Source organism: Arenibacter certesii DSM 19833 (assembly GCF_000429545.1).
Lineage (GTDB): Bacteria > Bacteroidota > Bacteroidia > Flavobacteriales > Flavobacteriaceae > Arenibacter > Arenibacter certesii.
In genome coordinates, this window is sequence record NZ_AUCB01000015.1 from 67,178 (window position 1) to 82,257 (window position 15,080).

The 15,080-nt window shown below is 37.3% G+C and carries 15 protein-coding genes; 10 read left to right on the plus strand and 5 right to left on the minus strand.

The annotated features are described in order from the left end of the window. Nucleotides 1–16 precede the first annotated feature (16 nt). The gene (locus G466_RS0109415) at nucleotides 17–931 is read left to right on the plus strand and encodes a hydroxypyruvate isomerase family protein (RefSeq protein ID WP_026813435.1); all 915 of its coding nucleotides are present in this window, start codon (nucleotides 17–19) and stop codon (nucleotides 929–931) included. 1,118 nt (nucleotides 932–2,049) lie between these two features. On the opposite strand, the gene G466_RS23855 is transcribed toward G466_RS0109415, so the two are convergent. Beyond that, entirely contained in the window at nucleotides 2,050–2,226 is a 177-nt protein-coding gene (locus tag G466_RS23855; protein WP_157373849.1) for a hypothetical protein, read from the minus strand. 312 nt (nucleotides 2,227–2,538) lie between these two features. Between G466_RS23855 and G466_RS0109430 the strand changes: the two genes are divergently transcribed. Both G466_RS0109430 and G466_RS0109435 read left to right on the plus strand, forming a co-directional pair. Further along, nucleotides 2,539–3,273, plus strand: coding sequence for a LytR/AlgR family response regulator transcription factor (locus tag G466_RS0109430; protein ID WP_026813436.1), 735 nt, complete (start codon nucleotides 2,539–2,541; stop codon nucleotides 3,271–3,273). A gap of 28 nt (nucleotides 3,274–3,301) precedes the next feature. Beyond that, complete coding sequence (locus G466_RS0109435) at nucleotides 3,302–5,266, plus strand: tetratricopeptide repeat-containing sensor histidine kinase (protein WP_026813437.1); 1,965 nt, start codon at nucleotides 3,302–3,304, stop codon at nucleotides 5,264–5,266. On the opposite strand, the gene G466_RS0109440 is transcribed toward G466_RS0109435, so the two are convergent. After that, a complete protein-coding gene (locus tag G466_RS0109440) occupies nucleotides 5,256–5,828 on the minus strand; it encodes a DUF3109 family protein (protein ID WP_026813438.1) in 573 nt (190 codons plus the stop codon). The genes G466_RS0109435 and G466_RS0109440 overlap by 11 nt on opposite strands. A 119-nt stretch (nucleotides 5,829–5,947) precedes the next feature. Between G466_RS0109440 and G466_RS0109445 the strand changes: the two genes are divergently transcribed. Both G466_RS0109445 and G466_RS0109450 read left to right on the plus strand, forming a co-directional pair. After that, entirely contained in the window at nucleotides 5,948–6,526 is a 579-nt protein-coding gene (locus G466_RS0109445; protein WP_034235179.1) for a MarC family protein, read from the plus strand. A 22-nt stretch (nucleotides 6,527–6,548) separates the two neighbouring features. Then, the gene (locus G466_RS0109450) at nucleotides 6,549–6,749 is read left to right on the plus strand and encodes a hypothetical protein (RefSeq protein ID WP_026813440.1); all 201 of its coding nucleotides are present in this window, start codon (nucleotides 6,549–6,551) and stop codon (nucleotides 6,747–6,749) included. A 78-nt stretch (nucleotides 6,750–6,827) separates the two neighbouring features. On the opposite strand, the gene G466_RS0109455 is transcribed toward G466_RS0109450, so the two are convergent. From G466_RS0109455 to G466_RS0109465, 3 genes are all read right to left on the minus strand, one after another. Continuing rightward, on the minus strand, nucleotides 6,828–8,456 hold the full coding sequence (locus tag G466_RS0109455) for a S41 family peptidase (RefSeq protein WP_026813441.1): 1,629 nt from the start codon (nucleotides 8,454–8,456) through the stop codon (nucleotides 6,828–6,830). A gap of 16 nt (nucleotides 8,457–8,472) precedes the next feature. After that, nucleotides 8,473–8,910, minus strand: coding sequence for a deoxycytidylate deaminase (locus tag G466_RS0109460; RefSeq protein ID WP_026813442.1), 438 nt, complete (start codon nucleotides 8,908–8,910; stop codon nucleotides 8,473–8,475). Between the two features lie 477 nt (nucleotides 8,911–9,387). Next, nucleotides 9,388–10,125, minus strand: a complete 738-nt coding sequence (locus G466_RS0109465) for a TerB family tellurite resistance protein (RefSeq protein WP_026813443.1) — start codon at nucleotides 10,123–10,125, stop codon at nucleotides 9,388–9,390. Between the two features lie 136 nt (nucleotides 10,126–10,261). On the opposite strand from G466_RS0109465, the gene G466_RS0109470 reads away from it, so the two are divergent. From G466_RS0109470 to G466_RS0109490, 5 genes are all read left to right on the plus strand, one after another. Next, complete coding sequence (locus G466_RS0109470) at nucleotides 10,262–10,672, plus strand: BrxA/BrxB family bacilliredoxin (RefSeq protein WP_026813444.1); 411 nt, start codon at nucleotides 10,262–10,264, stop codon at nucleotides 10,670–10,672. Between the two features lie 82 nt (nucleotides 10,673–10,754). Further along, nucleotides 10,755–11,483: a lysophospholipid acyltransferase family protein gene (locus G466_RS0109475; protein ID WP_026813445.1), complete on the plus strand. Its 729-nt coding sequence runs from the start codon at nucleotides 10,755–10,757 to the stop codon at nucleotides 11,481–11,483. 5 nt (nucleotides 11,484–11,488) lie between these two features. Then, complete coding sequence (locus G466_RS0109480) at nucleotides 11,489–12,145, plus strand: HD domain-containing protein (RefSeq protein ID WP_026813446.1); 657 nt, start codon at nucleotides 11,489–11,491, stop codon at nucleotides 12,143–12,145. A gap of 89 nt (nucleotides 12,146–12,234) precedes the next feature. Beyond that, nucleotides 12,235–13,659: a Gfo/Idh/MocA family protein gene (locus G466_RS0109485; protein ID WP_026813447.1), complete on the plus strand. Its 1,425-nt coding sequence runs from the start codon at nucleotides 12,235–12,237 to the stop codon at nucleotides 13,657–13,659. A 41-nt stretch (nucleotides 13,660–13,700) separates the two neighbouring features. Next, entirely contained in the window at nucleotides 13,701–14,975 is a 1,275-nt protein-coding gene (locus G466_RS0109490) for an MgtC/SapB family protein (RefSeq protein WP_026813448.1), read from the plus strand. Nucleotides 14,976–15,080 lie beyond the last annotated feature (105 nt).

Sequence of the window (15,080 nt, forward strand, 5' to 3'; positions counted from 1 at the left end):
ATAATTTGATTCAATAATGAGAAGAAGAGATTTTATACAAAAAACCGCCCTCACCAGCGGGGCGGTAACTTTAGGCGGAACTATGGCTTACAGCGCTCCGTTAACTATGGTTGCTAAACACAAGTTCAACCTAAAATATGCTCCACATTTTGGAATGTTCAAAAATATGTCTAGTAATGACCTTATAGACCAGCTAAACTTTATGGCCGATCAAGGTTTTACAGCCTTTGAGGATAATGGAATGATGGGAAGAGATGTAGCCATGCAAACAAAAATTGGCGAAACTCTAGCTAAGCACAATATGACCATGGGCGTTTTTGTTGTAGACAAAGGCGGTAACATGGCCAATACTTTAGCAGCTGGAAAAAAGGAAAATGTAGCTATATTTTTAGAAGGCTGTAGAAAGGCAGTGGATGTTGCCAAACGGGTAAATGCAAAATGGATGACGGTAGTACCAGGTGCATACGATAGAAGTCTTCCCATAGGGATACAGAATGCTAACGTAATAGAAGCCCTAAGAAGAGGTGCCGAAATATTTGAGCCACATGGCTTAGTGATGGTTTTGGAACCTCTTTCCGATTCTCCTGATCTTCATTTACAGACCTCAGAGCAAACCTATTTAATTTGCAAAGGAGTTAACAGTCCATCATGTAAAATTTTGTACGATATATATCATATGCAAAAAAACGAAGGACACCTGATTCACAATATGAACCTCACTTGGGATGAAATTGCCTACATACAAGTAGGAGACAATCCAGGGAGAAATGAACCTACCACTGGTGAAATTAATTACAAAAATATTTTCAAGTATCTACACGAAAAAGGATTTGATGGGGTAGTTGGAATGGAACACGGCAACTCTAGACCTCACAAGGAAGGTGAATTGGCCGTAATAAACGCCTATAAAGAAGTAGATAACTTCTTATAATAAGGACTTCTACATCTTTTAACGTTCCTTTTAGAAAGGTTCCTCCCCATTTGCCCGTCCAAAGGCAACGGATGGAACCTTATCTTTATCTTATCGGTATTTACATTACACTATTCTTTATCGCTAGAATAGTGTACTTCCATTATTTAAAAAAATGACCTAGGAAAAACTACTACTAGGAGCGCTAATGAGGCAAGGGACCGAAACCCCTAAGACCATTTGTGCCAAAGCTTCGTAGTAATCAATTTTAAGCTTGGGACGAAACATAAGAGACCATCCTTTAAAACCTAATACGGATTTAAATTAACGCATATAATAAGATTCTAATCTAAGGTTTTATCCACCTCAATTCCACAATATCGCACTAAGCTACACTCCTTGCCAGCTAGGTTTAATATAATTCGCTCCCTTACCTAATTTAGACAGAAAATGCAGTTAATAACATAATTATAGAAAGTACGAGCATTGCAATAAAGATCAATTTAATGCCATTTGTATATTTAAGTGTCATAAAAATTGGTTTTTGTGTTGTTGCTATTGTATAATGAAAAAACAAACTGGATTCAGAACCAACAAAAGATATTGAAAACCCAGAGTCAAGGCGATTCGCCTCCAAAAAACCGAAGCCCAGAACATAAAGGTATGCTTACTTTACTCCATAAGATCTTAGATATGTAACAGAACATAACACGTATGTAACATCACTTTACCAACTGATAACACATTACATTTCGGAAACAATATAGGAAGACGAAATACAATAAAAAAGGGGCACAAAATACATTAAGCGTATTTTATGCCCCTTTTTAAGTTGGAATTAAAACCACTCCAACTTATTTAATTACTACCGCCAACTGGCACGACCCATTTAATACAAGGTAATTCTGAATCCCTAGAATGGACCTTATTTGTTTTTAGGTAGTTCCCCCGAAACCCAATTGCAAATTAATTTCCATAACCATTAAATGGTCCAGCTCTTCAATCCTACTCCGCATCTCCGATATTGCACTAAACAATAGCAAGTTCAAATTAATGAACAAGGTCGAATTGGATCGCACCTTATTTGACAGTATTTTATTCTATTTCAATATTTATTTTTCTAGCTTTTGTGCCATCAGTTATCGTTTCCATACCTTTAGATCTGGTGCTGCCCTGTTTTCCGCAAAATTCTTATCTCCTTCTACTTTCTTGTTAACAAAATTATCTTCTTCCCCACGCGACCTACTATCATCCGTAATAATGGAAACAAGAAGGATAAAAATCAATCCAATAAAAAAAAGTATACATTTTTTCATCACCTAAGTTTTTGTCATATAGGTTAAACACCTTGGTTTTTGGAGGACTTAGGGGAGTATCAAATTTATACGACAATCCCCGTAGAAAAATAATAAGTTGTATAATTGGTAAACTATTCTGTATAATTGGCAAGTGTTTAAAATACGGTTACTACCTCTAAATCAGCAAGTAAAAAAGTGTTCCGACCTAGATTCACTTAAAATCACCCAATCTTAAACCTTTTCCAGCAATTTACACTTGAATCAATTCCATTAATACAAAATGTGATAAGCATGTGGACAATGGGTTTAAATTTGATTATCTTTCCTACTATGTTAGAAGCCGTACTAGTAGATGACGAAATTAAAGCGCTCCAAAGTCTTTCTTGGGAGCTGACCAACTTTAGCGATGAGATTAAAGTAGTAGCTTCCTTTACGGATCCTTTTGAGGCTTTGGAATATTTACTGACAAATACACCTGACTGCTTGTTTTTGGATATTGAGATGCCCACAATGGACGGATTTCAATTTATACAGAAACTACAGAATAAAGACTTCCCTGTCGTTATCACTACTGCTTATAACCAATATGCTATTAAAGCACTTAAACATGAAGCTATAGACTATTTACTAAAGCCTATCGATACGGATGACTTAAACTTAACCATTGCCAAAATAAGAAAGTTTAATAGCAAGCATAACACTTATGAAAAGTTAGAGAATATCCTATTAAAGTTTAATTCTGATTCCAAACACAAAAAAATCACCATCAATACAGATGGTAAACTGTTGTTTCTGGAAAGTAATGAGATTTTATATGCAGAATCAGACGGAAATTACAGCACTTTATACCTCACCGATGGTCAGAAAATATTATTGACAAAAAAACTGAAAGAAGTGAATGAGCTCTTACCAAAGGATATCTTTTTCAGAATTCACAATTCTTTTATCATCAATATGCAAAAGATAAAGGAATTTATAAAAACCGATGGTTATGTTATTTTAGAGTCCAACCATAAAATTCCAGTTTCAAGACAAAAAAAGTCAGATTTCCTGGATTTAATTTAGTTAAATCCTTAATTAAACCATCAATTACTTGAAGTTAGCCATTTTCCATAGCTACGGGCAATTAAAACCAAGGCCAAATTTACCTATGGTTTTCTTCTTTTGTTTAATTTTTACGCTTTCCCATTCCCAAATAGTCCCAGAATCTTTTAAACAACTAAGCGACAGCCTTATTCATGCCAGACCTAAAACCTACCGAGAACTCGATTCGGTGCTTAGGAATAAAAGAGCCGACACCGTGTACATGCACTACTTTAACCAAACGTCTGCAAGGAACGGGTATTATGATGGTCAAGCCTATGCCCTTAATCAATTAGGTAGAAAATACAGGGACATATCCCAATTCCCCAAAGCTATTTCCTTACACCAGTTAGCGCTAAAAGCAGCCGAAGAAGCAGACAATCTAGAATTTAGGATATACAGCCTTAATATGCTTGGGGTTATATACAGAAAAAGCGATGCTATTAAAACTGCCCTAGATTACCATCAAGAAGCCCTAGATTTAGCCAGCACGGAAAAAAACCCCTCTAATGGCATTAAAAGAAGCATTAATGTCTCCTTAAACAGCATTGGCAACCTTTACCAGACCCTAAGGCAATACGATATTGCCATAGCTCAGTATAAAAAATCCATGGCTCTAGAAAAGGAACTGGATAATAAGCTGGGATTAGCCATAAATTATCAAAACATTGGGGAATGCTTAGAACATAAGGGGCAGCTTACCGAAGCCCTCCACCATTACAGAACCTCATTGGAATATAATAATGAAATTAACAATCATAAGGGATTAATCATTTGTAAGAACAGTATTGCACAAATCTACATTAAACAAAATAAAGTAAAGGAAGCTTTAGAAATTTTAGAGCCCAATTTATTGGCCGCCGAAGAGATTGGGAATATGTATATTGCCACATCCATTAACCTCAATATAGGCTGGGCGCTTATGGAACTAGAAGAATATCAGAATGCTGAGAAATACCTGAATCGAGGATTGGCATTAGCCAATACACACCATTTACCCAGTTTTATATCGGAAGCGTATAGTTTATTATCAAAATTGGCTACCCATAAAGAAAGTTATAAAAATGCACTTCTGTATTACCAGAAAGCAGAAAGCTTAAACGTGGCAATAAATAGCGAGGTGAATCGAAAATATATTTACGACCTCATCATTAAATATGAAACGGAGAAACAGCACAATGAGATTGCAAACTTGGCCAATGAAAATCTCTTGATAAACTTAAAGCTTAAAAGAAACAAAAACATGCTGTTCATTGGGGCTTTAGGAATGGCACTGCTTACCTTTCTATTATATATCCTGTATAGACAGAAAGAGCTGAAAAATGACAAAAAAATATTAACCCTGGAACAAAGCATGCTGCGTAGTCAGATGAACCCCCACTTCTTATTCAATTCTTTAAACTCCATTAAGCTTTACATTATAAACAACGACAAAAAAAACGCAGTTCATTATCTTAACAAGTTCTCCAAATTGGTACGTAAAATACTTGAAGCCTCCTCTTTAAAGGAAATTTCACTTTTTGATGAGTTGGAAACCATTGAACTTTATATGAACATAGAGAACATTCGCTTTTCCAACGAAATAAATTTCGTTATACTAATAGATGAACCTATTGACCCACATAATGTTAAGATTCCTTCTTTAATACTTCAACCCTTTCTAGAAAATGCCTTATGGCATGGTCTCTCCACTAAGGAGGGGGAGAAAAATATAGAATTAAGGGTGAGTAGGGAAAATAGCAATTATATAAAAATAACTATTACTGATAATGGTGTTGGACGAAAGGCCTCAGAAAGACTAAAGAGAAACAAGGTCTTAAAAAGAAAATCCGTCGGCATAGATATCACCAAAGAACGATTGGCAAATTTCTCTAAAGATTTTGAACATTCTTTTCAGGTAGAAATAATAGATCTTTACAGCTCGGAAAAAGAATCCCTAGGCACTCAGGTAATCCTTCACATTCCTACTTCTTAGTATGCTCTTTAGCAATTTCCTCCAATTCTGCGTACCATTTTTCACCAAATTTCCTAATCAATCCATCCTTAACAAACTTATAAATGGGCACTTGTAGCTCGCTTCCTAAGGAACATGCTGGATCACAGATTTCCCATCTATGGTAGTTTACTGCAGTTAGTTCAGAATATTCCCTTACCCTAACGGGATACAAATGACAGGAAACCGGTTTTTTAAATTTAGTTGCACCTTCCTCATAAGCCTTTTCTATACCACATTTAGCAGTACCTTTTTCCGTAAATATTGCATAAGCACACTCACTACCATTTACAAGAGGCGTCTCCCATTCTCCATCCTCGCCCCTTATAAAGGCTCCCTGCTTTTCTATTTCAGCAATTCCTTCCGGTCTTAAAAATGGCTTTACATCCCTATAAATGTCCACTAATATTTCTGTCTCCTTATCCACTAAAGGTGCACCTGCCTCACCATCTACACAACAGGTTCCTTTACAAGCAGTAAGATTGCACACAAAATCATTCTCTATGATCTCTTCCGATACTATTGTTTTACCTAATTGGAACATACCTAAAAATTAAGCCACAAATATACCTCTTTACATGGATAATTTCGCCTGAATTAAATGTAGATTTGCATCGTCCAAATCCCATAAGGTTTTGCGAACTAAATAGCACTCAGTTTTTTATGGATATAAGTTTTAACCTTAGAGAGATTATAACAGCCAGTATGGTCCTATTTGCCGTTATCGATATTGTAGGAAGCATCCCCATAATCATCAACTTACGTAATAAGGTGGGCCATATTGAATCTGGCAAAGCCTCCTTGGTTTCTGCCTTGATTATGATTGCTTTTCTATTTGTTGGGGAAGAAATATTAAAATTAATTGGAATTGACGTCAACTCTTTTGCGGTAGCCGGGGCTTTTGTAATTTTCTTTCTGGCTATAGAAATGATTTTGGGAATCACCCTTTATAGAGATGATCATCCAGAAAGCGCCTCTATTGTTCCCATAGCATTTCCTTTAATCGCTGGAGCAGGAACGGTTACCACCCTTTTATCCCTTAGAGCGGAGTATAGAGTAGAAAATATAATAATCGCCATTGTAATAAATGTTATTTTTGTTTACTTTGTGTTGAAGTCTTCTCAAAGAATAGAAAATATTTTAGGTAAAAATGGACTTAATGTAATCCGTAAAATATTTGGTGTGATTTTATTGGCCATTGCCGTAAAACTATTTACCACAAATATTAATGAATTATTTTAGGGATAGCTAGAAAACTGATCTGATGAACAAAATATTGCTTGTAGTACTTATCGTCTTGGGATTGGCCCTTACTGTTTACAACATTACATTGGTGAATTTTGAATCACCTCTTGATGGAAATAGCATTATAGCATTAATTGGTGTAGTGGCATCACTTTGTGCTGTTGCCTTGCTCCTTATTTACGCTACATCTAAGAAGATAGAGAAGAAAATGAAAGAATAATAAGCCCTTTCTCCAAAATTCAAAACTGCTCTAAGTTGGGAGCTTGCCTTCCTGTTTACGGTATGCCCATCATTTTTTCTACAATGGTTCCTGGCCTAGCACCCTAGTACTCAAATCGATTCGATTACTGTTTTCCTGATCCAGTTCTAATACTTTTTGTATCATATCATCGGCGCCACTTTTAATTTGAGCATGGGCATTGGCGTCGAACAATTGTTCTGCAAGAGCAGCTTTTAGATAGAGCTTAATCTTATCCTCAAAAGCATAAAAATTCAATCTAATTTTATTGGAGGAATACTTTACGAAACTCTCAAAAAGGATATCATCTACGGTATAATTTTCAATAAAATCTTTCTTATCAAATTGTTCGTAATAAGCCCTTTGATCATCCAAATAGGTAAACACAAAATGAGGTATAAAGCGAAGATTCATAGCCTCAATCGCCTCGGACTCATTGGAACCAATGGGTACAAAAACATCTGGGATAATTCCCCCGCCACCATAGACAATTTTACCTTTTGGCGTCCTAAATTTTAGCGAATCGGCCACCTTTATACTATCTACGGACAGCAGCTCACCATTATGGTAACGGTCCATAAATTTCTGGTAGTAATCCCTATTCCCATTTTCATACGATTTTTGAATAGACCTACCAGTAGGTGTGTAATACCTAGATACCGTTAACCTCACTGCAGATCCATCGCCAAGATCCATCTCTCGTTGCACTAGGCCTTTCCCAAAAGACCTCCGCCCCACAATGGTCCCTAAATCGTTGTCTTGCAAAGAGCCCGCAATAATTTCACTGGCCGACGCAGATTTTTCATTGATCAACACGTACACTGGTTTATTTTCAAAATCCCCTTTCTTGGTGGCAAATACCTTGTCTACTTTACCCCTTTTATTTTTGGTGTACAATATCATTTTGCCGTCGGACAGAAATTCATCCGCCATTTGTTCTGCAATTCCCAAATAGCCACCTGGATTATCCCTAAGATCTAGCGTTAATTTTGTGGCCCCCAATGATTCCAACTTTCGTAGGGCCTTTTTAAATTCTTTATAGGTTGACTCTGCAAACCGATTTACCTTTATATAGCCCATATCCGGAGTAAGCATACAGTAGGATTCAACACTCTTTATAGGCACTACATCCCGATTTACTACCACATTGAAGAGTTTGTTTCCATTTTTTCTATACACCTGTAGCTTTACCGCACTCCCCTTTTCTCCTTTCAGTTTTTTAATCACCTCATCATTAGGAATGTCCGAACCAAATAAGGTATCTCCATCAGCCATTAAAATCCGGTCTCCTTGCTTTAATCCCTTAAGATAGCTTGGGCCATTCTCAATGGTCCTTATCACGGAAATAGTATCCTTATACATATAAAAATTCACTCCAATGCCTACAAAGTCCCCCTTCATACTCTCTGAAACCTTTTCCATTTCACTTTTGGGGATATAGACAGAATGGGGATCCAATTTTTCTAGAATATTGTTCACCGTAACATCTACAATGCTATCGGTATTAATTTCATCCACATACTCATAATCTATATAATCTATCAGTCTGTTGAGCTTTTCCTTCTTGGAATTTTTGGTGAAAAGCTTATTCTCCGAATCTTTAAAGTGCAGTTTTCCACCAATAAAAATACCAATGGCCAAAGCCAAGGCAATTACTGTAGGCCATATGTAGGTGTATTTGCTCTTCATTATTTTTTTATAAGCCTTACTCTATATTTACGATCTCTGGCATTTGAATAAGATCTACCCCCGCTTTTTCTAAAAATTGGAGCCCGGAATCGTCTTTGTAGTCCTTCTGATATACTACACGTTTTATGCCAGATTGATGAATTAATTTACTGCATTCCTTACAAGGAGATAAAGTAATATATAAGGTAGCCCCTTCGCAAGATTGCGTAGAGGAGGCAACCTTAGAGATAGCATTAGCTTCGGCATGCAGTACATACCATTTAGTATACCCCGCTTCATCCTCACATGTATTCTCAAACCCTGTGGGTGTACCATTATATCCATCGGAAATAATCATCCTATCCTTAACAATAATCGCACCCACTTGTTTTCGTTTGCAATAGGAGAGTTTCCCCCATTCACTCGCCATACGCAAATACGCTCTATCGTATTTTTCTTGCTTGCGTTCCTTCATCTGTTATTTTATCGACTTAAATTAAATTCCTTAAAATTAGGGTTCAGAAACTAAAATTTCCATATTTATTGCAAATGCAGTGAAAATTAAGGAAATCCCCTGAGTTACTGGACGTACTAATCTTTACCACAATCAAAATTAATACAATTTATGAATTCCAGATTTTTATTACCGTTAAGTTTAATACAATTACCACCAAGGAAACGTAGTGGTGGGCAGTAGTATTGCAGGGTACCGTATAAGATTAGGTAATATTCGGATGAAATGGCCTAAAATGGTATTATTTCCATTCAATTACCTTATTGCAGGCCCTTAAAGTAGTTAAGGGCAAATGTCGTTTTTAGAACGACTCATGCTTCATTACCTTTAAAACTCACTTTGCAAGTAAAAATACTCCAACAGCAGCAATAGGTAAATAACCCGCAGTATTTTATATAGACAAATAAAATTTGACCATGATGGTGGGCTAGGAATTAATTACAAGCCTCTTTCCTTTTGCACGGCCTCATAAGCCTTCTGCACCTCCTTAAATTTCTCCTCGGCTCCTCTTTTAATAGCTTCGTTCTCCGTATTCACCCTGTCTGGATGATATTTCTTTGCCATTCTCCTGTAGGCTTTTTTAATTTCCTCGTCTGTGGCTGACCTATCAATTTCTAAGATCTTATAGGCATTGTCAGCCGATTTGATAAACATAGCCTTAATGCTTTCAAAATCGATCTTGCTCACCCTAAAATAACCAGCTATTTCCCTTATTTTATCAATTTCTGCCTGACGGACAGTCCCATCGGCTTGAGCAATTCCAAAAAGGAAATGCAATAATTGTAATCTCACCTCATAACGGGTACGCTGGTTTAAATAAGTACAAATCTTTTCCGCAGAAACTTCCCTTTTCTTAACTACTTCATTAAAAGTTCTAAAAATAGCATTGGCTTTCTCTTTTCCATAAGTACCCACAAAGTACTGTTGAACATATTCCATTTCCCGTGGACTAACAACACCATCGGCTTTGATTACAATAGAACAGAGCGATAATAAATTTAGCTCAAAATCTGCTGGGGATACAGATTGGTTGGTGATATCCCTAAAGACAGAACCAGCACCTGTGCCACCTCTACTTTTAGCGCCATCTATAAAACTTCCTATAAAAAATCCTAGTATGGCTCCGGGGAACCTAAACAAATAATACCCCAATATAGCGGCAAACCATTTTATCATCTTCTATCAAATTTGAGCAAAGATATAATTTTAACATAGAAAAGAAGGTCTAATGAAAAGTTAAGGTGTTCTATTGGAATGCACTAAATTGGTTATCTTTGGAAAACTTATTAATAATTACACAAAAATAATATATATGTATCCTGCAGAATTAGTAAAACCGATGAGACAAGACCTGGCAAGTGCCGGTTTTGAAGAACTATATACAGCTGAGGCAGTAGAAGACGCAATAAAGAAAGAGGGCACTATTTTAGTAGTAGTGAATTCTGTTTGTGGTTGCGCCGCGGCCAATGCTAGACCAGCAGCAAAAATGAGCCTTAAGAATGCTAAAAAACCTAGCCAATTGGTTACCGTATTTGCTGGTGTAGACACTGAAGCAGTAGATGCTGCCAGAGATTTAATGATTCCATTTCCTCCTTCTTCGCCTAGTATGGCTTTGTTTAAGGATGGGGAATTGGTCCACATGATAGAGCGTCACCATATTGAAGGTCGCCCTGCAGAAGTAATCGCAGAGAACTTAATGGAAGCGTATAACGAATTTTGTTAATCCAATAGGTCTTTCTTGAGTCCCAAAAAAGATTTTTGATTTAAAACCGCTTTGTAATAAGGCGGTTTTTTATTTTTGTCAGATGCAAAAGATAGTCGCATATCCCTTATCCATCCTCTATTTAGTCCTTTTTGGAGCTACACTATTAGTGTTTCATCCAATTCAGTGGATCTGTTTTAATTGGTTTGGTTATGAGGCCCATAGAAAAAGCGTGGCGCTGTTAAACCTGTGTCTACTTAGATGTACCCACATCCTAGGCACTACCTATTCTTTTAAAAACACCCATAGTGGTGATACTAACAGACCTGCCATTTTTGTTTTAAACCACCAGAGCATGCACGATATTCCTCCCATCATCTGGTTTATGAGAAAACACCACCCCAAGTTTGTCAGTAAAATGGAATTGGGCAAGGGTATCCCCAGTGTATCCTATAATTTAAGACATGGTGGCTCTGTCCTTATCAACAGAAAAGATAGTAGACAATCCATAACGCAAATTGCAAAACTGGGTAGCTATATTGAAGAAACTAACCGTTCAGCTGTAATTTTTCCAGAAGGCACTAGAAGCAAAACGGGCGTACCCAAAAAGTTTCATACCACCGGTTTAAAAATGCTTATGAAAAAAGCACCCTCTGCGTTAATTGTACCAATCAGTATTAACAACTCCTGGAAGATGTTGAAATATGGAAAATTCCCTTATGGCCTTGGAAACCATATTACCATAGAAGTGCACAAACCTATGGAGATTACTAACAATATAGATGACCTTATTGAAGAGGTAGAGCACACTATAACCCAACATATATCTTGACTGAAATGACCAATACCGAAATTGTTAAGGAAACTATTGCCTTTGTAAAAGAAACTCTTCATGGCGCTGAGGGAGGTCACGATTGGTTCCATATACAGCGGGTCTTTAGAAATTCTTTACTAATAGCAAAGGAGGAGGAAGCAGATGCATTAGTAGTCAGCTTAGCCGCGTTATTGCACGATATTGCCGATGCCAAGTTTAATGATGGGGACGAATCTATAGGACCAACACTGGCAAAAGAATTTCTAAAATCCTTATCTGTGGAGGAAAAGGTTATTGATCATGTAGTAAAAATTATTCTGAATATATCCTTCTCTTCTAGCCTAGATCCTGAAAAGTCTTTTTCCTCTAAGGAATTGATGATTGTACAGGATGCCGACCGGCTAGATGCCATTGGGGCTATAGGTATTGCCCGCGCTTTTAATTATGGCGGTTTTAAAAACAGGGAAATGTACAATCCCGAACTTGCTCCCAACCTGAAAATGAGTAAAGAGGAGTACAAAAAATCCAATGCTCCTACCCTAAACCACTTTTACGAAAAACTACTGCTATTAAAAGACAAAATGAATACTGCTAGCGGAAAGCGATTAGCAGAAGAAAGACACCAATTTATGCTCCAATATTTAGAGCAGTTTTATATGGAATGGAACGGTAACGCCTAATCCATTAAATAAGATAACTTCATAATCGTAAGGATTTTAGGGCCATTTTTTTTGTACCTTATACTTCAATTCCCTAAAACCGACGAAAAATGCAAAGAAGAAAATTTATTAAGAACGTTGCAGCTACTTCAGCTGCCTTTTCAATTGTTCCTAGCTTTGTTTTAGGGAAAAACCATATCCCTCCCAGTGATACCCTATATATAGGAGCTTTTGGTGTTGGTGGTAGAGGTTTTGATGTAATAAAAGGATTGCATAATACCAAAAAGGTGAAATTTGTTACCTTTTGTGATGTGGATGATAGAAGTGCAGCCATTTCCTACAAGGAATATCCCGAAGCAAAACGTTTTAAAGATTACAGAAAGGTCTATGAGGAGCATCTGAACCAAATTGATGCCATTATGGTAGCCACTCCAGACCACATGCATGCCAGTATTGCTCTGCCGTTTATGAGGGCCAAAAAACATGCGTACATAGAAAAACCACTTACCCATAATATTAATGAAGCCCGACTTTTAACTCGGGTGGCAAAGGAAAATGGCATTGTTACCCAAATGGGGAATCAAGGAGCATCTAGTGATGGAAGTAGGGAAGCTAGAGAGTGGGTAGATTCTGGAATTATAGGGAAAGTATACAAGGTAGATTGTTGGACCAACCGCCCTGTATGGCCACAAGGGATTCCCGCTCCCATAGTGAAAAATAAAATCCCAAAAGAGTTGGATTGGGACCTCTGGATAGGTGTTGCTGCCATGCGTGATTACAATCATACCTATTTACCTTTTAAATGGCGCGGATGGTGGGATTTTGGCACAGGTGCACTAGGTGATATGGGATGCCACATAATGGAAACCCCCTTTAGCGTACTAGACTTAGGCTACCCAACAGAAGCAGAGGCCAGCTGTACTACTAATTGGGTAGATGATTTTGTGGAGGCCGACTATAATCAGTCCTGCCCCTCCTCTTCTATAGTACGACTCAAATTTAAAACTCAAGAACACGGAGAGATAGCACTGAACTGGTATGATGGAGGCCTCCTGCCCGATTTGCCAGATAGTCTAAAAGACGGCGAACGTATTGGGGATACGGGAGGAGGATCTATTTTTTATGGCACGCGTGGCGTATTAATATGCGATACCTATTCTAGAAACCCTAGATTGGTTCCTTCCTCTACCATGGAATTATTAAATGCTCCAAAACCCTATTTAAAACGAATAGAAGACGATATAAACGGTCACCAGCGTAATTTTGTAGAAGCTTGTTTAAACGGCACTGAAACTTCATCCGATTTTAAACGCGCTGGACCACTTACTGAAGCCGTATTGATGGGCAACTTAGCTATCAGGGCTTTTCAGTTTAAAAATTACAAGCCCGGTAAAAAAGCTGGAGATTGGGATCCCTTTGAATATCCAGGACGAAGAAAAATACTTTGGGACGGAGAAAACATGAGGGTAACCAATTTTGATAAAGCAAATGAGTGGGTAAAAGGAACCTATAGGCAAGGTTGGGAGTTAGGGTAGAAAAGTATATTTTAGTACGTACTATTCGCAATAGATAAAAAATGCAAACAGAAGCGTATTTAAATGAGCTAATAGGGCCTTATATGTTGGGCGTTCTGATCAGTTTGGCCATTGGTTTAATTCTAGGTTTAGAACGCGAATATGACAAAATTAAAGATGAAGCCGGCTTTGCCGGTATTAGAACTTTTCCAATAGTTACTCTACTAGGCTTCGTACTAGGCAATTTAACGGAAGCCTTCTCACTATGGTTGCCCATTGTAGGTTTTGGGTCTTTAATCTTATTTCTTGGCATTGGCCAAGTAATTAAATCAAGAGTAGAAGTTGCCTTGGGAGTTACTACGAATCTTGCATTGATTACAGCCTTTGTACTAGGGTTAATGGTCTCTGAAGAATTATATAGGGATTCTGTTGCAACAGCGGTCATTGTGGTTACGCTACTCTCTTTAAAAACAACCTTTAGAACTATTATAAAAAATATTACTCACCAAGAACTTTTCGCTTTTATAAAATTTGTTATTCTCGCCCTGCTTATATTGCCTTTCTTACCCAATATAAATTATGGAGCCAATGATTTACTGAATCCGTTTGAGATTGGTTCTATTGTCGTAATCGTTTCCTTCTTAAACTTTATAGGGTATTTTCTAGTAAAATTTGTAGGGTCAAGAAAGGGAATCCTGTTAACTGCAATTTTAGGCGGACTCATTTCCAGCACTGCAGTAACTTGGGACTATGCCGCCAGAAGTAAGGAAAACCGCAATCTGTCCCGAGAGTATAGTGCGGGTATTATCATCGCATCGGCTATTATGTTTCCTCGTTTAGCCTTGCTTGCGACCATCTTTAATTCAGAAATTATTAATTATCTGATCTTTCCTTTAACCCTTCTCACTTTAATTTGCCTTATCCCCAGCATACTATTAATTAAAAAAGGGGCACAAAAGGCAGATACGGAAATTGATTTAGGAAATCCATTAGACATTTTAAACGCGCTTAGTTTTGCTGTTATTTATGTTATTATTCTATATGCCGTTCATTATGGTAATATGTATTTTGGCGAAAGCGGACTTTACTACTCTGCCCTAATTGCGGGATTGGCAGATACCACTGCAATCACTATAAGCATGGCAAAATTTGGTTTGGATGGAAATGCGTTACAACTTTCTACCCTTGTCATTATTGCTTCCACCCTAAGCAACACCTTGGTGAAACTAGTCATTACCTTCTTTAGGGGTTCCAAAGCTACGGGAAGATGGGTTGGGTATATTTTTGGTGCTTTAATAGTAGTGGGTACCCTCTATATTGCAATTCTAGGTTGGTAGATGATCATTGGCTGACACAAAAGATTTAGAAATAAGATAAACACCTATAATGTTCCACAAAAAAACCCCCATTCTAAAACTTTAGAATGGGGATTAATAACTTTA